Source organism: Streptomyces sp. Y309 (genome assembly GCF_056712025.1).
The window spans coordinates 5,577,501-5,596,350 of record NZ_CM160048.1 but is presented as its reverse complement, the minus strand read 5'-3'; the positions used below and the strand labels follow the sequence as shown (position 1 = coordinate 5,596,350).

Sequence of the window (18,850 nt, the reverse complement as noted above, 5' to 3'; positions counted from 1 at the left end):
CGCCCCGGAGGGCCCCTGAGGGGCCCCCGTGCCGTCCCCGGCAGCACAATCCGCTGGCGTCCTTCCGTCCGCCCCTAGCAGAATCAGCCGATGGAGCCCGTCACCCTGACCACCGAGCGCCTGCTGCTGCGCGCCTTCACTCCCGATGACACCGACGAGGTCTACGCCGCCTGCCAGGACCCCGAGATCCAGCGCTGGACCACGATCCCCTCGCCCTACGCGCGCGCGGACGCCGAGGGCTTCATCGGCCGCATGGTCCCGGACGGCTGGCGCTACGACACCGAGTACTGCTGGGCGGTGCGCCCGCGCGGAGGCGGGCCGCTGCTCGCCGCGACGAGCCTGCACCACCCGCGCGCGGGCGCCTGGGAGATCGGCTTCTGGACCGGCAGGGAACACCGCGGCCACGGCTACATGACGGAAACAGTGCAGGCCCTGGCCCACTGGGCCTTCGAACGCCTCGGCTGCACCCGCCTGGAATGGCGCGCCGAAGTCGGCAACCAGGGCTCCCGCGCGGTAGCCGAAAAAGCAGGCTTCACCATCGAGGGCACCCTCCGCGCGGCCCTCCTCAACAAGGGCACCGTCCGCGACTGTTGGGTAGGCGCCCTACTCCCCTCAGACATCGGCCTCCCCTCCCACCAGCCATACCTGCCGGCCCCCGAACAGACATGAGCCCAACTCCCCACCCCCCCACCCCGCCCCGTGAGAGGACGAGCCGCGAAGCGGCGATCGGCGGCGGCCCGTCCCACCCGCACGGAACACCCACTCCGGCAGGGGTCTGTCCCACCCACCCGGGACACCCACCCCCGCTGAGGTCCAGGGGGCGCAGCGCCCCTGGTTTCGGGAAAGGGGCGGGCCTGGGGCGCCCCGCGAGGGCCCAACCACCCGCGCCCGCACCCCACACCGCCACCCCCACTGTCAGACCCTCCCCCTATCGTTCCGACCATGACGACGAGCATGCCGCGCCCCGAGATCACCCTCTCCGCCGACGAGGCCCGCCGCATCGCCCTCCGAGCCCAGGGCTTCCTCGGCGCCCCGCCCCGCAGGGCCGGCGTCCGCGGCGTGCTCCGCCACCTCGGCGCGGTCCAGCTGGACACGATCTCGGTCCTGGCCCGCTCCCACGAGCTGATCCCGTACGCCCGCCTGGGCGCGGTAGGCCGCAAAACGGTCGAGAAGGCGTACTGGACGGCTGCGCCCGACGGCGCGCCCCCGCCCCGCCCCACCGCCTTCGAGTACTGGTCGCACGCGGCCTGCATCCTCCCCATCGAGGAGTGGCCCCACTTCGCCTTCCGCCGCCGCGCCTACCGCGCCCGCCCCCACTGGCACCACGACCTCCCGGACGGTGCGTACGACCAGGTGATCAAGCAGCTCCGCGCCGAAGGCCCCCTGACGGCCACCGAGTTGGGCGGCGCGAAGAACAAGGGCGAGTGGTGGGACTGGTCCGACTCCAAGATCGCGGTGGAGCGCGCGCTGATGTACGGCGAGGTGGTGTGCACCGAGCGCCGCTCCTGGAAGCGGGTGTACGACCTCGCGGAGCGCGCGATCCCCGCCGACCTGCTGCACGACGACCTGGACGACGCGGAGTGCGTACGCCGCCTGGTCCGCCTGGCCGCCCAGTCCCTGGGCGTCGGCACGCGCGCGGACATCGCGGACTACCACCGCCTCAAGGGCGAGCAGTTCGACGCGGTGGTCGCGGACTCGGGCCTGGTCCCGGTGGCCGTGGAGGGCTGGGACAAGCCCGCCTGGGCGGACCCGGCGGCGCTGGCCACACCCCCGCGCGGCCGCCACCGCACGACGCTCCTGTCGCCGTTCGACTCCCTGATCTGGGAGCGTGCGCGCACGGAGCGGATATTCGGCTTCACCCACCGCCTGGAGGCCTACGTCCCCAAGCCGAAGCGGGTGTACGGCTACTTCGCGATGCCGGTGCTCGCGGGCGGCCGGCTGGTCGGCCGCGTGGACCCCGCCCGCGAGGGCCGCACCCTGGTGGCCAAGCAGGTGTCCCTGGACGGCCCCAAGGCGGTGCCGGCCATCGCCCAGGCACTTCTCGAGGCGGCGCGGTGGGTGGACTGCGACTCCGTACGCATAGAGCGGGTGGACCGCCCGGAGCTGACGCCAGACCTGGTCCGCGCGCTGAGCTGACCCCGACCGGGGCCCGGCCCCGGGAAGGGTCACCGGATCTCGAGGATCTTCTCCCGCATCGCGTACACCACCGCCTCCATCCTGGAGTGCAGCTGCAGCTTCTCCAGGATGTTGCGCACGTGGTTCTTCACGGTGTTCTCGGAGATGAACAACTCCTTGGCGATGTCGCGGTTGTTCATCCCCGTGGCGACGAGCTTGAGGACTTCCAGCTCCCGGTCGGTCAGCCGGGGCGCGGGCACGAGCCGCCGCTCGTCCGTCCGCTGGATCATCGACTTGAACTCGGTGAGCAGCTTCGACGCCATCGACGGGCTGATCTGCGACTGCCCGTCGGCCACGGCGCGAATGGCGGTGGCCACTTCGTCCGTGGAGATCTCCTTGAGGAGATAGCCGGTCGCGCCGGCCTTGATCGCGTCGTAGAGGTCCGCTTCCTCGTCGCTGATCGTCAGCATGATGATCTTCGCGCTGGGGGCCACCTCCTTGATGGAGGTGCACGCCTCGATGCCGCCGCGCTTCGGCATGCGTACGTCCATGAGCACGATGTCCGGCAGCAGGTCGGCGGCCTTGTCCACCGCCTCGGCGCCGTCACCCGCCTCCCCGACCACCTGGATGTCCTCCTCGGCGGCGAGGACGATCTCCAGGCCGCGGCGGAAGAGCGCGTGGTCGTCCACGACCAGGACCCTGATGGGTTCCTTGCGCGGGGCGCCCGCGTCCGTGCCGATGCCGATGCCGTCACCGGCATCCTCGCTCCGCATCGGTCCGAAGCTGTCCGCCATCGTTCCTCCCCCTGAAGGCCAGGGCCCGTCTCTTGCCTTGGCTGCACCAACCCTGGGCAGAGTCAGGTGGGTTGGGCCGTCGCGCCCATGATTCCATGTCCGGCCCCCCGGTCGCGCCCGCAGTGGTCGCACGGGGGTGCCCCTGGGGGCGCACACGCGCTCCAGGGGCACCGGCCAATGCGCTCCGTCAGCGTGCGTCAGCCACCCAGGGCGCTGCCCCCGCCCGCCGACTGCGGGTGCGTGACCATGGGGTCGGTGTTGAGGTGGATGACGCCGTAGTCGTAGGCGTGCCTGCGGTAGACGACGCTGGGTTCCTTGGTCTCGGAGTCGATGAAGAGATAGAAGTCGTGTCCGACGAGCTCCATCTCGTACAGCGCCTGGTCCAGGGACATGGGGGCCGCGACGTGCGTCTTCTCGCGGACCACGAGGGGGCCTTCGCCCTGGATCTCCAGCGTGCCGATCCTGGTGGTGGGCACGCCTTCCGGCTCCTCGTCACGGACCAGGCTGCCGTCCCCGTTGAGATGCGCCGCGTCCGGGACATGGGTGGCCACTTCGGCGGCGGTGAGCCTGCCGTTGCCGCGCCTGTTGTGCCGCTTCTCGTGCTGCTTGCGCAGTCGCGCCTCGAGCTTGGCGGTGGCCAGGTCGAGCGCCGCGTACGGATCCGACGCCGAGGCCTCCGCACGGATCACGGGGCCACGCCCACGGACGGTGATCTCCACGCGGTCGGAACGGTCGGCCTGACGCGGGTTGGTTTCCTTGGACACCTCGACGTCGAGGCTGATCACCTTGCCGTCGAGCTTCTGGATCTTCTCCAGCTTCAGCTTCTCGGCCACGTGCTTGCGGAACCGCTCGGGCACCTCGGTCTTGCGGCCCTTGACGACGATGTCCACGCAGAACTCCGTTCCGGATCGCTCCGCTGCTTCGGCGGAGCCTCTCCCTCTTGCACCAGGCCCCGGAAACTCCCGGAGCCTCGGACTCGGTGACTTCCACCTCCTCCTCCCCCGTGGACAAGATCTCCACCCCACCGGCCTCGGGTGATTGCAGAAAACCCATGCACCGGCAATCCGATATGCGAGGGGCGCTGTCCGCCGTTCCTCACAACCGAACATATCTCGCCCGGACGGATGTCGTCACCCTCTACTGACACGTACCTCCATTCGGGTGGATAGGCCCTCTCACTACCTGCAACGATGAAAGTTCTCGGTCAGTTCCGGTTTATTTCGAAAGAAGCCGGAGTAGCGGCGACCACTGCGGCGTGGATGATGTTTACCCGGGCCATTTCGCAGGCCGCGCGGCTGTTCACGGCGACTTCCGCAGCGCTGTTCCGGCCGCCGCAGCTTGGCCGATTCCCCGCCTGGTGCTCCGCCGCCATCTGTGCTTTCCGCCCACTCCTGTCGGCCGTCTCGCCCCCTGCCCCGTCGCCTACCCGCTGTACGTCACATACGCCTCCCAGTGCGCGGGACGCCTCAGTCAGCGACGCCCCCGTCGTCATCAGGTCGTCCACGACGACGACCTGTCCAGCACCCCGCAGCGGCCGTCCGGCACCGGCGGCCACCTCCAGCGCGCCCGCCAGATTCGCCTGCCGCTGCCGCGAGTTGAGCCCTGCCTGGTCCGCGACCGCCCGCCCCTGCCGCAACGCGCACAGCACGCTCGCCGACACCCCGGCACGCCGCAACTCGCCCGCCGCCGCGAGCGCGATCCGCCGCACCGGGTCGTGCCCCCGCGCCCACACCGCCCGCCGCGCGGACGGCACGGGCACCAACAACACGGACCCGGCCGGACCTTGACCCCGCTCCCCGGCCCGGAGCGCGGCCCGCACCGCCCCCGCCAGGGCCTCGCCGAGCACCCCGGCCAGCGGCAGCGCGCCCCGCTCCTTGTGCGCGAGCAGCACCGCCCGCACCGCGTCCCCGTACGGAGCGGCCGCGTGCACGACCGGCAGCCCCCGCGGCTCCGGAACCGGCCGCACCCTGCGCGGCGCCGCCCCGCACAGAGCGGCCCGGCACCCGGCGCACAGAGCCACGCGCGGCGCCCCGCAGCCCGCGCAGTCGGCCGGCAGCACCAGATCCGTGAGGTCCTGCCACCACCCCCGCATGCCTCCACTGTGCCAACGCGGACGCCCAGCGGCCACCCCTGTGGACAACCGCCTGTGGATAACCTCACGCACCCCAATTGACCTGCGACGAAGCGCTGTTGAGGGAGTTGGCACGGGAGCGGGAGCGCGGGCAGGCCGAGGCAGCCTCACCCGGCGGCCGGGCGCAGCGCCACTGGGCCGAGCGCAGCGCCGCCCCGCACCCGGGCCTCACCCGGGATAGACCGGCTTGGCCCCGTCCTTGACCACGGTCTGCCACTGCGCGCCGGACGGCAGCCGGACGATTCCGTCGTCCGAGTGGGCCACCAGCGGCTGCCGCTCGTCCTCGGACGCGGCGATCTCCTTCACGCCGGTGAGGCCGGGCAGCGTCGCCCCCGTCCGCGCGGACCCGTCGCTCTGGACGTACCGCATCTGCTGCACTCCGCCGGACTCGCGCCCGACCACCACGAGGCGGCTGACACCCGCCCAGGACATGGCGGTGACCTCCTCCATCTGCGGGGCCGCCTCGAGCAGCTCGACGATGGAGATGTCGGGCTGTCCGCCCTTGCCGTCCGCCCAGTCGATCCGGCCGATCCGCAGCGACGTCTTGCCGTCCTTCTCCACGAGCAGCGCGACCCGCACCCCGTCGGCCGCGACCCGCACCGCCTCGATGCGCCCGTCCAGGCCGGGAACGTTCACCTGCACCGGCTCGCCGGTCCCCTCCGCGAGCCACAGCAGCCGCGGCCGCTTCGGGTCGCGGTCGGCCACCCACAGGTCGCCGCGGACGTCCCAACTGGGCGTCGAGAACCCGTCGTTCTCCGACTTGGAGCGGGAACGCAGCTCCGGACCGCCGAGCGATCCCTTGTTCACCAGCGACGCGGTGTAGAGCCGGCGCCCGTCGAGCGACACCCCGGCCCCGTGCTCCTCGTCGCGCGACACGGCCGCCGAGCGCAGCGGCTGCTCGCCCTCGCCGAACGGCCCGGTCACCGGCTCCGGCGCGGCATTGCTGCCCGTGTTGCCGGGCATCCGTACCAGGCGCTTCTTCTCGCCGTCGATGAAGTACTGGTACGCCGGTAGGTCCGCCGTGCGGTGCGGCGCGACGGTCTCGGCGCGGTCCTTGCTCAGGACGCACAACTGCGAGCCGTTCGTGCGCTGCAACTCCACCTGCTCGACTCCGGAGGCCGTCAGGTCCTGCAGGGTGAAGAGCAGTTGGGCGGCCATCTCCGTACACCGGTCATGGCCGAGCGTGTCCGCGCGCGCGTTCAGCGGCACGACGAGTTTGTTCTTGTCGTCGGGCGTGAGCGACTTGGTGTCGGGGGCGAGCCGCGCGCCCCTGGGAACCGCCGTCCGCACCACCGGGTCGAGCCAGTTGGTGGGCCCGTCGAGCAGCGCCTTCACCGTCTCCGTCAGCGGATCGATGCGCTGGCGTACGTAGATGGGGTCCGCGACGAGGCCCTGCTGCCTGCCGACCTGGCGGACCGTACCGAGGCCCTTCGGAGGCGCCGCGAAGTAGTACTTGTTGACGGCCTGGTAGTTCCGCTCGAAGTCCGACTCGCCGAGCACGACGCCCGACGGCGGCACGTCGATGCGCCACACCCTGCCGTTCGGCCCGTTCTGCTGGGTGAGGTGGACGGCCTGGCGGTACGCCCCCGCGTCGGGCTTGTACGCGCGCTGCTCGTTCACCGTCGCGAGCTTGCGGCCGGTCAGCGCGTACGTACGCTCGCCTTCGTTGTTGTTGCCCACGTTGTCCGCGACGGTGTTCGGGCCGTCGGCGAGCACCGTGGTGGAGCGCTCCGGGTGCCAGTTCTCGGACGCCTTGTTCGTCAGGTACTTGCGGGCGATCGCGAAGTCCGGATCGTCGCTGGTCAGCGCCTCGAGGAAGCCCTGAACGATGTCCACGGCGCCCGCGTCCTCGGGCGGCGGCATCGCGTACACGCGCACCTGGGACTGCGAATCGGGCCGCTGTGAGGCGTCGACCTTCTTCATGTTGCCCTCGTCGGGCATGGAGGCGCATCCGGCGAGCAGCGCGCCGCACGCGGCAAGCACGAGACCGGCGCGCAGCGGGTGCGCACGCCCCCGCAAACGACCCTCAGCGCCCACGCGAGGCCTCCTCTTCCCTGCCGCCCACTACGGCATCCCGCCCCACGGGGCCTTCGTCATCCAGGGGGACTTCGACACCGACCGGGGCTTCGACACCCGCGAGGACTTCAGCACCCCCGGGGACGTCTGCACCCGCCGGGACCTCCGTCTCCGCCTGGGCTTCCGCAGCCACTGGGGCATCCATCGCCGAGGCGTCCACGCCCGGCCCGACTCCCCCGTCGGTGTCCACGCCTGCGCCCGCGTCGGCTTCCGCGCCCGCGCCGGGCCCCCCTCCCGCCACAGGCGACGCACCCGCCACAGACACCTCGTCCGCACCGGCCGCCACATCCTCCGCAGACGCCGGGCCCCCGCCCGCTCCCGTGGCCTCCGCCCCGGACTCCGCACCTGCCCCCACGGACTCCACGCCCGCCTCCGCGGACCGCACGCCTGACCCCGCCCCCGCGCCCCCTCCGGACGCCCTCTCCGCCCCGGACTCCTCCCAGGCCTGTCGAGGCACCACGCGCGCCCCGTTGCCCGGCAGAGCCGTGGGATCCACGTCCAGGGCCGCCGCATGGGCCAGTCGCGGCGCGATGGGAGCCTTCGCGGGCATGGGCGGCGGCACCCGGTCGGGGGGCATCTGATGGGGCACTGTGGCCCGCTTCGTACCGCCGCCGAGCGGCAGCCCCGCGCCGTTGAGGCCGCGGTGGCGCCGTGAATCGTCGGGTTCGAGCGGTATCGGCGAACCCCGCAGCGGCTCGTCGGCCGTACGCGGCAGCGTGAGCCGGAACTGCGAGCCGCCGCCCGGCTCGCCCCACGCCTGCAGCCAGCCGCCGTGCAGCCGCGCGTCCTCCAGGGCGATGGAGAGCCCGAGGCCCGTTCCACCGGTGGTACGCGCGCGTGCCGGGTCGGCCCGCCAGAAGCGGCTGAACACGCGCGTGGCCTCGCCGGGCTTGAGCCCCACCCCGTAGTCTCGCACGGCAACGGCGACGGCGCCGCCCGCGGCCGCGAGCCGCACCACCACGTCCTTGCCGTCGCCGTGCTCCACGGCGTTGACCACGAGGTTCCTGAGCACCCGCTCCACGCGCCGCGCGTCCGCCTCGGCGACCACGGGCTGCTGATCGCCGACGATCCGTATGTGCGTGCCCTTGCGCTCCGCCAGCGGCTCGGCGCCGCCGACCACGCGGCGTACGACCTCGCGCAGGTCTATCGGCTCGGCCTCCAGCGCCGCCGCGCCCGCGTCGAAGCGGCTGATCTCCAGCAGGTCGGCGAGCAGCGACTCGAAGCGGTCGAGCTGGTCGGCGAGCAGCTCCGCGGAGCGGGCCGTCACCGGATCGAAGTCGACGCGCGCCTCATGGATGACGTCGGCCGCCATCCGCACGGTCGTCAGCGGCGTACGCAGCTCGTGCGACACGTCGGAGACGAACCGCCGCTGCATCCGCGACAGCTCCTCGAGCTGCTGGATCTTGAGCTGGAGGTTCGACGCCATCTTGTTGAAGGCCTCACCGAGGCGCGCGATGTCGTCCTCTCCGGTGACCTTCATCCGTTCCTGCAGGCGCCCCGCGGACAGCCGCTCGGCGATCCCGGCCGCCATCCGCACGGGCGTGACGACCTGGCGTACCACCAGCCAGGCGATGGCTCCGAGGAGCACCACCACGAAGAGGCCGGCCGTGGCGAGCGTGCCGCGCACCAGGTTCATCGACTCCTCTTCCTGCGTCAGCGGGAAGAGGTAGTAGAGCTGGTACGAGTCGCCGTTGAGGTCGCTCAGCTGCTTGCCGATCACCAGGCCGGGCTGGGACTCGCGGTGGTCGATGAAGTCGATACGCGTGTTGCTCTGGTACGCGAGTGAGCCGCCGTCGACCCGCTCGCGCAGGTCCACCGGCACGCTCTGGATGGGGTCGACGCCGCCGGAGGCGCGCGGTCCGCGCACGCTGCCGCTGTCGCTGGCGTTGGAGCTCAGCGTGACTACGTAGAAGGCGTTCTGGCCGCCGCTGGCGAGCTGCTCGGCCAGCTCGGACAGCCACACGGCGGCGTTCTGCGCCGTGGGACCGTCCGCCGCGTCGCCGCCCTGGGCGGCGGGCTGGTGGGCGCTGTTGGCCTGCTCCTGGGCGGCCCGGAAGCCACCGTCCGCCTGGCTCTGCGCCGCGTTGACCTTGGCCTTGAGCAGGCCGTTGCTCACCGAGCTCATGACGACGAAGCCGAGCAGCAGCACCACGCCGAGCGACATCAGGAGCGTGGTGACGACGACCTTGAGCTGGATGTTGCGCCGCCACAACCGCATCATCGGCAGCAGCGGGCGGCGCACCCAGCGCGTGAAGAGGCGCAGCAGGGGGCTGCTGCCCTGCACGCCGCCCTGCAGCATCAGACCGCTGTCGACGAGCGCCCCGAAGCGGGGGCCCCGCCGCGGCGGCCGCACAGTCCGCCCCGGCCGCGCTCCCGGTTCGCCGGGCGCCGGAGAGGAACTGTCGCGGGACATGTCAGCTCGGTCCGGCCTTGTAACCGACGCCACGGACGGTCACCACGATCTCCGGCCGTTCGGGGTCCCGCTCGACCTTGGAGCGCAGGCGCTGCACATGCACATTCACCAGACGGGTGTCCGCCGCGTGCCGGTAGCCCCAGACCTGCTCCAGGAGCACCTCACGCGTGAACACCTGCCACGGCTTGCGGGCCAGCGCGACCAGCAGGTCGAACTCCAACGGGGTCAGCGCGATCGACTGCCCGTCCCGCTTCACGGAGTGCCCGGCCACGTCGATGACGAGGTCACCGATGGCCAGCTGCTCCGGCGCGGGCTCCTCGGACCGGCGCAGCCGCGCACGGATGCGGGCCACCAGCTCCTTGGGCTTGAACGGCTTGACGATGTAGTCGTCGGCTCCCGACTCCAGACCGACCACCACATCCACGGTGTCGCTCTTGGCCGTGAGCATGACGATGGGCACCCCGGACTCCGCCCTGATCAGGCGGCACACCTCGATGCCGTCCCGTCCGGGCAGCATCAGGTCGAGAAGCACCAGATCGGGCTTGGCCTCCCGGAAAGCGGCCAGCGCCTTGTCGCCATCTGCCACGAACGACGGCTCAAAACCTTCACCACGCAGCACAATCCCGAGCATCTCGGCCAGTGCGGTGTCGTCGTCGACGACAAGGACTCGTCCCTTCATGCCTGACATCATCCCATTAGCTAATCGTTACCTGGCGTGACCTGGCACACAGCTCGGCAAGGCCCTCCGTTGTCACGGGTGAGACGACACCTTCCTCCGTGACGACGGCTGTCACCAACTCGGGTGGGGTGACGTCGAATGCCGGGTTGTACGCCTGTGTCCCCAGGGGCGCCACGGAAATACCGCCTCCCACCTCGGCTCCGGTCACCGGCACGAACGGCACTGTGGCCTCCGTCACCTCGTGGCTCGCTCGCTGCTCGACCTCGATGGCGGCTCCGTCCGGGGTGTCGGGGTCCACGGTCGTCACCGGCGCCACCACGATGAACGGCACGTGGTGATACCGGGCGAGGACCGCGAGCGGATAGCTCCCCACCTTGTTGGCCACCGAACCGTCGGCCGCGATCCGGTCGGCGCCGATCAGCACGGCGTCCACCTCACCGGCCGCGAACAGCGAACCCGCGGCGTTGTCGGTCAGCAGTGTGTACGGCATGCCGGTGCGCGCCGCCTCGTACGCCGTCAGCCGCGCGCCCTGGAGCAGCGGCCGGGTCTCGTCGACCCACAGCCTGCGCAGCTGCCCCTTGCGGTGCGCGGCGAGCGCCACCGCGAACGCCGTGCCCTCGCCACCGGAGACCAACGCCCCCGTGTTGCAGTGCGTGAGGATGCGGTGCCCGCCGCCGGGCATCAGCTCGTCGAGCAGCGCCAGGCCGTGCACCGCCATCCGCGCGCTGGCCTCGGCGTCCTCCTTGTGCAGCGCCCGCGCGGCGGCGAGCACCGCCGCGGCCGCCTGCCGCCCGTCCGCGCCGCCTGCCACGGCCTTGCGGTACGCCGCCTGCGCCCGGCGCGCCCCGTACGCCAGGTTGACCGCCGTGGGCCGTGCCCCCGCGAGCGCGTCGGCGGCCTCGTCCACGTCGAAGCCACGGGCCGCGGCAAGCGCGACGCCGTACGCACCGGCGATGCCGAGCAGCGGGGCCCCGCGCACGGCGAGCGTGCGGATCGCCTGGACCAGCGCGGGCGGATCCGTGCACACCAGCTCCGTCTCCTCGGCCGGCAGCCGGGTCTGGTCGAGGAGGACGAGGACGGGCCCCTCCGGGGGCTCGTCCCAGCGGATCGCGGGAATCGCGGGGACCGCTGGGATCGCCGCGGCGTCGGACGGCCGTACGGCCTCGCCGGATTGCGCGTACTGATCAGCCATCCGCCCAGTCTGCCCGCTACCCGGCGGACAATAGAAGGTGCGCAGCCCATACAGCACACGGTCTCCGCGCCACCGTGCCCGGTCCCAGGGCAACCGCCCCGTGGCACGATGGCTGCCAACCTGCCGCCGCGACCGCGGACGGGCACTGTGAAGGAGCGACGATGAACGACACTCCGGGCTGGGCCTCGCCCGGATCTGCCCCCTCCGACGGACACGAGCCGGACAAGAAGCCGGGCAAGAAGGGGGCCGACGAGCCCGAGGACCAGCCGGGCAGCGCCCCGGACTCGAAGTGGTCCAAGGAGCAGCCGCCGCCCGCCCAGTGGTCCGCGCCCAGCCCTCCGGCACCCGGCCAGAACCCGCCGCCACCCGCCGCGCCTCCCGGCCAGGGCTGGGACGGCGGTGGCGGTGGCGGTGGCGGCCAAGGCGGTCCCGGCGGTCCTGGCGGTTCCGGCTGGGGAAGTGCCCCCGGCGGCCCGGGCGGACCCGGCTGGGGCAGCGGCCCCGGCGGACCCGGTGGCCCCTACCGCGGCTGGGGCGCCTGGCAGGGGCCGCCGGCCGCCGCGAAGCCCGGCGTCATCCCGCTGCGTCCGCTCGCCGTCGGCGAGATCCTGGACGGCGCGGTCTCCACGATGCGTACGCACTGGCGCACGGTCCTCGGCATCTCGCTGACCGTCGCCGTCGTCACCGAAGTCCTGGTCATCCTGCTCCAGGGCCTGGTCCTCAACGACGCGGCCGACACCGAGGCCCTCGACGACCCGAGCGCGTCCGTCGGCGAGGTCACGCGCGCGCTCTGGGACACGCTGCTCAGTTCGGGCGTCGTCCTCGTGATCACCCTGCTCGGCACGATCGTGGCAACGGCCCTGCTCACGATGGTCACCAGCCGCGCCGTGCTGGGGAAGCCGGTGACCACGGCCGAGGCCTGGCACGACGCCAAGCCGCGGATCGGGAAGCTGATCGGACTGACGCTGCTGCTGCCGCTGATCGCCGTGGGCGTCGTGGCCGCCGGCACCCTGCCCGGCGTCCTGATCGCCGTGGCCGGAGCCACCGACGCCGGGGTCGCCCTCGCCGTGATCGGCGGCATCGCCGCGGGTGTCGTCGCCATCTGGCTGATGGTCCGCCTCTCGCTCTCCTCTCCGGCGCTGATGCTGGAGAAGCAGGGCGTGAAGAAGTCGATGAGCCGATCCGTAAAGCTGGTCCGGCGCTCCTGGTGGCGCGTCTTCGGCATCCAGCTCCTGGCCGCCGTCATCGCGAACGTCGTGGCGTCCATCATCGTCATCCCGTTCACGATCATCGCGGGCGCGCTGAGCGGGGACAGCATCTCCAACCTGCTCGACGCCGGCTCGGGTGAGGTCGGCTGGACGTTCCTGATCGTCAGCGGCGTCGGGCAGGTGATCGGCTCCATGCTGACGTTCCCGATCACCGCCGGGGTCACCGTGCTCCTCTACATCGACCAGCGGATCCGCCGCGAGGCGCTCGACCTCGAACTCGCCCGCGCCGCCGGTGTGCCGGGCCACGGCACCTCCGACACCCCCGGCACACCGGGGAGCTGATGCGGTGACGCCGGCAGGGGCGCTTCTCGACACGCTCGGCGCGGTCTCACGACTGCCAGGCAGCGGCTTCGGCGTGGCCGCGCCGCCACGCACGGGCCTCGGCGCAGGGGCTCCGCTGCCGCGCACCGGCTTCGGCGCGGCCCTGACCCTGCCGCGCTCCGGCGACGAGCCTCCGGTGACGGTCCCGCGCGGCCCCGCGCGGGAGGCGGCCGAGCGCGAGCTGTCCAAGCCGATGTACCACGAGAACGACCCGAGCCTCTTCCAGCGCGCCCTGAACCGCTTCTGGGGCTGGGTGGACGACCTGTTCGGCGCGGCTTCCGGCGCGGCACCGGGCGGCACGGTCGGCCTCGTGGTCATCGCCCTCGCGGTGGTGGCGGTCGTCGTGGCGCTGTGGTGGCGCCTCGGCACCCCGCGCCGCGCCCCCGCCACCTCTCCGGCGCTCTTCGACGACCGCCCGCGCAGCGCCGCGGAGCACCGCTCGGCCGCCGAGGCGCACGCCGCCCAGGGCCACTGGAACCAGGCCCTCCAGGAGCGGATGCGGGCCGTCGTGCGCTCCCTGGAGGAGCGCGCCCTCCTGGACCCGCGCCCCGGCCGCACCGCGGACGAGGCCGCCGCGGAGGCCGCCCACCCCCTGCCCGGCCACGCGGACCGGCTGCGCGCCGCCGCCCGGGAGTTCGACGACGTGACGTACGGAGGCCGCACGGCCACAGAAGCGGCGTACCGCCAACTCGCCGACTTGGACCGCGACCTGGAACGCACCAAGCCGCTCCTGGCCACCGCGTCCCACGCGGCGTCCGACAGCGCCTCCTGGGGAGCCATCCGATGACGGACTCCCCCCACACCCGGGACACGGCGCACACCCCGGACACGGCGCACACCCCGGACACGACGACAACACCCGCACGCCCCGCCTCCACCGCGACATCGACAGGCACCCCGGCCACCCCGTCGACCGGCACCCCCACCGAGCTCCCCACCGCCACGGCCGCACCGACGACCAACACCCGAGCCCTCGGCGCCCCGTCGACCTCGACCGCCCCCACACCCCGTCAGCTCTGGACCCGCTCCCGCGGCATCGTCCTCGCCGTCGTCATCCTCCTGGCGGCCGCCGTCGCCATCGCGGCCGTCCGCTCCGGCGCCCAGCACGGCCGCCTCGACCCGCGCTCCGCCGACCCCTACGGCAGCCGTGCCGTCGCCGAACTCCTCGCCGACCGGGGCGTGTCCACGCGTGTCGTCACCACCACCGAAGAGGCACGGTCCGCCGCGGGCCCCGACACCACCCTCCTGGTGGCCGCCCCGGACCTCCTCACGGACCGCCAGCAGACCCGGCTCCACGAAGCCACCGCGGGCTCCGGCGGCCGCACCGTGCTGATCGCCCCGGGCACCCCGTCGGTGTCGAAGCTCGCCCCCGGGGTCACCGCGGACCCCACCCGCAGCTTCGACTCGACGCTCTCGCCGGACTGCTCCCTGCCCGCCGCCCGCCGCGCCGGCTCCGCGGACGTGGGCGGCATCCGCTACGAAACGCTCACCCCCGGCGCCGAGGCCTGCTACATCGACGACGGCCTGCCGAGCCTCCTGCAGCTCCCGGCGACGACCGCGAAGGACGGCTCTCCGGAGACCGGCGACAACACGGAAGACACCCCAGAGGACGCCCCGGAGAACGCGGACCAAGCCCCCGCGCGGGGCGACACCGTCATCCTCGGCGCCCCCGACATCCTCCACAACGACCGCCTCGAAGAGCACGGCAACGCCTCGCTCGCCCTGCAACTTCTTGGTTCCCGCCCCCACTTGGTCTGGTACCTCCCCTCGCTCTCCGACGACGCGGTCGACGACACCGCCGACGACAGCTTCTTCGACCTCATCCCGTCCGGCTGGCTCTGGGGCACGCTGCAGCTCACCGTCGCCGCTGTCCTCGCGGCACTGTGGCGCGCCCGCCGCCTCGGCCCCCTCGTCCCCGAAAACCTCCCCGTCGCGATCCGCGCCTCCGAGACCGCCGAAGGCCGCGCCCGCCTCTACCGCAAGGCCAACGCGCGCGACCGCGCCGCCGCGGCCCTCCGCTCGGCCACCCGCACCCGACTCGCCCCCCTCGTCGGCGTCCCCACCGCCCGGGCCCACGCGCCCGAAGCGCTCCTGCCCGCCCTGACCAGCCGTCTCCGCACGCCCGGCCAGGACCTGCACCCCCTCCTCTTTGGCCCGCCGCCCGGCGACGACGCAGGGCTCATCGCCCTCGCCGACCAACTCGACGCCCTCGAAAGTGAGGTACGTACTTCATGATGGACCCGACCACTGACAACGCCGCGAGCTCCGGCGGCGCCCGCTCCTCCCTGGAGTCCCTGCGCACGGAGATCTCCAAGGCCGTGGTCGGCCAGGACCCCGCCGTCACCGGCCTCGTCGTGGCCCTGCTGTGCCGCGGCCACGTCCTGCTCGAAGGCGTCCCGGGCGTCGCGAAGACCCTCCTCGTACGCGCCCTCGCCGCGTCCCTCGAACTCGACACCAAGCGCGTCCAGTTCACCCCCGACCTGATGCCCAGCGACGTCACGGGCTCCCTCGTCTACGACGCCCGCTCCACGGAGTTCTCCTTCCAGCCGGGCCCGGTCTTCACCAACCTGCTCCTCGCCGACGAGATCAACCGCACCCCGCCCAAGACCCAGTCGTCCCTCCTCGAAGCGATGGAGGAACGCCAGGTCACGGTCGACGGCACCCCGCGCCCGCTCCCCGAGCCGTTCCTCGTCGCCGCCACCCAGAACCCCGTCGAGTACGAAGGCACGTACCCCCTCCCCGAAGCCCAACTCGACCGCTTTCTCGTCAAACTGACGGTCCCTCTCCCTTCCCGCGAGGACGAGATCAACGTCCTGAAGCGCCACGCGGAAGGCTTCAATCCGCGCGACCTGAGCGCCGCCGGCGTGCGCCCCGTGGCGGGCCCCGCCGACCTGGAGGCGGCCCGAGCGGCGGTCGCCAAGACGACCGTCTCCCCCGAAATCACCGCCTACGTAGTCGACATCTGCCGCGCCACCCGCGAATCGCCGTCCCTCACGCTGGGCGTCTCCCCGCGCGGCGCCACGGCTCTGCTCTCCACGGCCCGCGCCTGGGCCTGGCTGACGGGCCGCGACTACGTCATTCCCGACGACGTGAAGGCCCTCGCCCTGCCCACGCTCCGCCACCGGGTCCAACTACGCCCGGAGGCCGAGATGGAGGGCGTGACGGCCGACTCCGTCGTCAACGCGATCCTCGCCCACGTCCCGGTGCCCCGCTGATGCCCGTCACCGGCCGCACCGCCCTCCTGGCGGCCCTGGGCTCCCTCCCTGTGGGCATCCTGGACCCCGGCTGGACCGGCATCCTCGCGGTCAACGCCCCGCTGGCCCTGGCCTGCGCCTGCGACTTCGCCCTGGCCGCCCCCGTACGCCGCCTCGTCCTGAGCCGTTCCGGCGACACCTCTGTACGTCTCGGCGAACCCGCGGACGTCCAGCTCACCGTCACGAACCCCACCAGTCGCCCCCTACGCGCCGAACTCCGCGACGCCTGGCCCCCGAGCAGTTGGCAGCCGGGCACCGAAGTCGCCGCGTCCAGGCAGCGATTGGACGTCCCGTCCGGCGAACGCCGCCGCCTCACCACCCGCCTGCGTCCCACCCGCCGCGGCGACCACCAGGCCGACCGCGTCACGATCCGCTCGAGGGGCCCGCTCGGCCTCTTCACCCGCCAGGGCAGCCACAGGGTTCCCTGGACGCTCCGCGTCCTTCCGCCCTTCGCCAGCCGCAAGCACCTGCCGTCCAAGCTGGCCCGGCTGCGCGAACTCGACGGCCGCACCAGCGTCCTGATCCGCGGCCAGGGCACGGAGTTCGACAGCCTTCGCGAGTACGTTCCCGGCGACGACACCCGGTCCATCGACTGGCGCGCCACCGCCCGCCAGTCCTCCGTGGCCGTCCGCACCTGGCGGCCCGAACGCGACCGCCACATCCTCCTGGTCCTCGACACCGGCCGCACTTCCGCGGGCCGGGTCGGCGACGCCCCTCGCCTGGACGCGTCCATGGACGCCGCCCTGCTCCTCGCCGCCCTGGCTTCCCGGGCCGGCGATCGCGTGGATCTCCTGGCGTACGACCGCAGGGTGCGTGCCGTGGTCCAAGGCAAGGCCGCGGGCGACGTCCTTCCCTCTCTCGTGAACGCTTTGGCTACCCTCGAACCAGAACTCGTCGAGACGGACGCCCGCGGCCTCACGGCCACAGCCCTGCGCGCCGCTCCCCGCAGCTCGTTGATCGTGCTGCTCACCAGCCTCGACGCGGCCCCCATCGAGGAGGGCCTGCTCCCGGTCCTCTCCCGTCTCACGCAACGCCACACGATCCTGCTCGCGTCTGTCGCCGACCCGCACATCACACAGATGGCGAAGGCACGAGGGACGACGGATGCCGTGTACGACGCCGCTGCCGCGGCGCAGGCCCAGGCGGAGCGTCAACGCACCGCGGAACAGCTCATCCGTCACGGTGTCACGGTCGTCGACGCCACTCCCGATAATCTGGCCCCCGCTTTGGCGGACGCATACCTGTCGCTGAAGGCGGCCGGCCGCCTCTAAGGCGGATGGGGGGAACGCAAAAAAGCCGTATCCCCCGAGTCGAAACTCGGGGGATACGGCTTTATCAAATTTAGTTCGGCGGCGTCCTACTCTCCCACAGGGTCCCCCCTGCAGTACCATCGGCGCTGTAAGGCTTAGCTTCCGGGTTCGGAATGTAAACCGGGCGTTTCCCTCACGCTATGACCACCGAAACACTATGAAACTTGTCAACCGGAGCCGTGGCACAGGGCTACGACGGTTGTTCGTGGTTTCAGAACCAACACAGTGGACGCGAGCAACTGAGGACAAGCCCTCGGCCTATTAGTACCAGTCAACTCCACCCGTTACCGGGCTTCCATATCTGGCCTATCAACCCAGTCGTCTACTGGGAGCCTTAACCCCTCATGGGGGTGGGAGTCCTCATCTCGAAGCAGGCTTCCCGCTTAGATGCTTTCAGCGGTTATCCTTTCCGAACGTAGCCAACCAGCCATGCCCTTGGCAGGACAACTGGCACACCAGAGGTTCGTCCGTCCCGGTCCTCTCGTACTAGGGACAGCCCTTCTCAAGACTCCTACGCGCACAGCGGATAGGGACCGAACTGTCTCACGACGTTCTAAACCCAGCTCGCGTACCGCTTTAATGGGCGAACAGCCCAACCCTTGGGACCGACTCCAGCCCCAGGATGCGACGAGCCGACATCGAGGTGCCAAACCATCCCGTCGATATGGACTCTTGGGGAAGATCAGCCTGTTATCCCCGGGGTACCTTTTATCCGTTGAGCGACGGCGCTTCCACAAGCCACCGCCGGATCACTAGTCCCGACTTTCGTCCCTGCTCGACCCGTCAGTCTCACAGTCAAGCTCCCTTGTGCACTTACACTCAACACCTGATTACCAACCAGGCTGAGGGAACCTTTGGGCGCCTCCGTTACCCTTTGGGAGGCAACCGCCCCAGTTAAACTACCCATCAGACACTGTCCCTGATCCGGATCACGGACCCAGGTTAGACATCCAGCACGACCAGACTGGTATTTCAACGACGACTCCACACACACTGGCGTGCATGCTTCACAGTCTCCCAGCTATCCTACACAAGCCGAACCGAACACCAATATCAAACTGTAGTAAAGGTCCCGGGGTCTTTCCGTCCTGCTGCGCGAAACGAGCATCTTTACTCGTAGTGCAATTTCACCGGGCCTATGGTTGAGACAGTCGAGAAGTCGTTACGCCATTCGTGCAGGTCGGAACTTACCCGACAAGGAATTTCGCTACCTTAGGATGGTTATAGTTACCACCGCCGTTTACTGGCGCTTAAGTTCTCAGCTTCGCCACCCCGAAGAGTGACTAACCGGTCCCCT

General features: G+C 71.5%; 14 protein-coding genes and 2 rRNA genes (1 of these 16 running past the window's edge). 7 read left to right on the top strand and 9 right to left on the bottom strand.

What is annotated here, in order from left to right:
* Positions 1 to 90: 90 nt before the first annotated feature.
* Positions 91 to 669, top strand: a complete 579-nt coding sequence (locus AC0KTA_RS22900) for a GNAT family N-acetyltransferase (protein ID WP_481050094.1) — start codon at positions 91 to 93, stop codon at positions 667 to 669.
* Between the two features lie 273 nt (positions 670 to 942).
* Positions 943 to 2,136, top strand: a complete 1,194-nt coding sequence (locus AC0KTA_RS22895; RefSeq protein WP_481050093.1) for a winged helix-turn-helix domain-containing protein — start codon at positions 943 to 945, stop codon at positions 2,134 to 2,136.
* Positions 2,137 to 2,165: 29 nt separating this feature from the next.
* Here the strand turns inward: AC0KTA_RS22895 and AC0KTA_RS22890 are convergent, their stop codons facing one another.
* The 7 genes from AC0KTA_RS22890 to mtnA all read right to left on the bottom strand — a co-directional run bounded on the left by AC0KTA_RS22890 (position 2,166) and on the right by mtnA (position 11,400).
* A complete protein-coding gene (locus tag AC0KTA_RS22890; protein WP_016645733.1) occupies positions 2,166 to 2,909 on the bottom strand; it encodes a response regulator in 744 nt (247 codons plus the stop codon).
* Between the two features lie 197 nt (positions 2,910 to 3,106).
* Positions 3,107 to 3,799 (bottom strand): ribosome hibernation-promoting factor, HPF/YfiA family, encoded by a 693-nt coding sequence (gene hpf / locus AC0KTA_RS22885; RefSeq protein ID WP_229862417.1) that lies wholly within the window; start codon positions 3,797 to 3,799, stop codon positions 3,107 to 3,109.
* Positions 3,800 to 4,113: 314 nt separating this feature from the next.
* Complete coding sequence (locus AC0KTA_RS22880) at positions 4,114 to 5,001, bottom strand: ComF family protein (RefSeq protein ID WP_481050092.1); 888 nt, start codon at positions 4,999 to 5,001, stop codon at positions 4,114 to 4,116.
* Positions 5,002 to 5,208: 207 nt separating this feature from the next.
* Positions 5,209 to 7,077, bottom strand: a complete 1,869-nt coding sequence (locus AC0KTA_RS22875) for an LpqB family beta-propeller domain-containing protein (RefSeq protein ID WP_481050091.1) — start codon at positions 7,075 to 7,077, stop codon at positions 5,209 to 5,211.
* The gene (mtrB, locus tag AC0KTA_RS22870; protein ID WP_481050090.1) at positions 7,067 to 9,529 is read right to left on the bottom strand and encodes an MtrAB system histidine kinase MtrB; all 2,463 of its coding nucleotides are present in this window, start codon (positions 9,527 to 9,529) and stop codon (positions 7,067 to 7,069) included. Before mtrB ends, AC0KTA_RS22875 begins: the two co-directional genes overlap by 11 nt.
* Before the next feature lies 1 nt (position 9,530).
* Positions 9,531 to 10,220: a two-component system response regulator MtrA gene (gene mtrA / locus AC0KTA_RS22865; RefSeq protein ID WP_189176211.1), complete on the bottom strand. Its 690-nt coding sequence runs from the start codon at positions 10,218 to 10,220 to the stop codon at positions 9,531 to 9,533.
* A gap of 4 nt (positions 10,221 to 10,224) precedes the next feature.
* Positions 10,225 to 11,400 (bottom strand): S-methyl-5-thioribose-1-phosphate isomerase, encoded by a 1,176-nt coding sequence (gene mtnA, locus AC0KTA_RS22860; protein ID WP_481050089.1) that lies wholly within the window; start codon positions 11,398 to 11,400, stop codon positions 10,225 to 10,227.
* A 161-nt stretch (positions 11,401 to 11,561) separates the two neighbouring features.
* On the opposite strand from mtnA, the gene AC0KTA_RS22855 reads away from it, so the two are divergent.
* The 5 genes from AC0KTA_RS22855 (at position 11,562) to AC0KTA_RS22835 (ending at position 17,514) form a co-directional block, all read left to right on the top strand.
* Positions 11,562 to 12,950, top strand: coding sequence for a glycerophosphoryl diester phosphodiesterase membrane domain-containing protein (locus tag AC0KTA_RS22855; protein WP_481050088.1), 1,389 nt, complete (start codon positions 11,562 to 11,564; stop codon positions 12,948 to 12,950).
* A gap of 115 nt (positions 12,951 to 13,065) precedes the next feature.
* Positions 13,066 to 13,776, top strand: a complete 711-nt coding sequence (locus tag AC0KTA_RS22850; protein ID WP_481056526.1) for a DUF4129 domain-containing protein — start codon at positions 13,066 to 13,068, stop codon at positions 13,774 to 13,776.
* Entirely contained in the window at positions 13,773 to 15,224 is a 1,452-nt protein-coding gene (locus AC0KTA_RS22845) for a DUF4350 domain-containing protein (RefSeq protein WP_481050087.1), read from the top strand. The genes AC0KTA_RS22850 and AC0KTA_RS22845 overlap by 4 nt, the downstream gene beginning before the upstream one ends.
* Positions 15,224 to 16,204, top strand: a complete 981-nt coding sequence (locus tag AC0KTA_RS22840; protein WP_481050086.1) for an AAA family ATPase — start codon at positions 15,224 to 15,226, stop codon at positions 16,202 to 16,204. Before AC0KTA_RS22845 ends, AC0KTA_RS22840 begins: the two co-directional genes overlap by 1 nt.
* Complete coding sequence (locus AC0KTA_RS22835; protein ID WP_481050085.1) at positions 16,204 to 17,514, top strand: DUF58 domain-containing protein; 1,311 nt, start codon at positions 16,204 to 16,206, stop codon at positions 17,512 to 17,514. Before AC0KTA_RS22840 ends, AC0KTA_RS22835 begins: the two co-directional genes overlap by 1 nt.
* A gap of 73 nt (positions 17,515 to 17,587) precedes the next feature.
* On the opposite strand, the gene rrf is transcribed toward AC0KTA_RS22835, so the two are convergent.
* Both rrf and AC0KTA_RS22825 read right to left on the bottom strand, forming a co-directional pair.
* Positions 17,588 to 17,705, bottom strand: a 5S ribosomal RNA gene (rrf, locus tag AC0KTA_RS22830).
* Positions 17,706 to 17,794: 89 nt separating this feature from the next.
* A 23S ribosomal RNA gene (locus tag AC0KTA_RS22825) occupies positions 17,795 to 18,850 on the bottom strand; it runs 2,067 nt beyond the window's last position.

Coding starts and splice junctions, on each gene's coding strand:
- AC0KTA_RS22845 (WP_481050087.1), top strand. CDS start 13,773: ATGACGGACTCCCCCCACACCCGGGACACGGCGCACACCCCGGACACG.
- AC0KTA_RS22855 (WP_481050088.1), top strand. CDS start 11,562: ATGAACGACACTCCGGGCTGGGCCTCGCCCGGATCTGCCCCCTCCGAC.
- AC0KTA_RS22840 (WP_481050086.1), top strand. CDS start 15,224: ATGGACCCGACCACTGACAACGCCGCGAGCTCCGGCGGCGCCCGCTCC.
- AC0KTA_RS22890 (WP_016645733.1), bottom strand. CDS start 2,909: ATGGCGGACAGCTTCGGACCGATGCGGAGCGAGGATGCCGGTGACGGC.
- mtrB (WP_481050090.1), bottom strand. CDS start 9,529: ATGTCCCGCGACAGTTCCTCTCCGGCGCCCGGCGAACCGGGAGCGCGG.
- AC0KTA_RS22835 (WP_481050085.1), top strand. CDS start 16,204: ATGCCCGTCACCGGCCGCACCGCCCTCCTGGCGGCCCTGGGCTCCCTC.
- mtnA (WP_481050089.1), bottom strand. CDS start 11,400: ATGGCTGATCAGTACGCGCAATCCGGCGAGGCCGTACGGCCGTCCGAC.
- AC0KTA_RS22880 (WP_481050092.1), bottom strand. CDS start 5,001: ATGCGGGGGTGGTGGCAGGACCTCACGGATCTGGTGCTGCCGGCCGAC.
- AC0KTA_RS22900 (WP_481050094.1), top strand. CDS start 91: ATGGAGCCCGTCACCCTGACCACCGAGCGCCTGCTGCTGCGCGCCTTC.
- AC0KTA_RS22895 (WP_481050093.1), top strand. CDS start 943: ATGACGACGAGCATGCCGCGCCCCGAGATCACCCTCTCCGCCGACGAG.
- mtrA (WP_189176211.1), bottom strand. CDS start 10,220: ATGATGTCAGGCATGAAGGGACGAGTCCTTGTCGTCGACGACGACACC.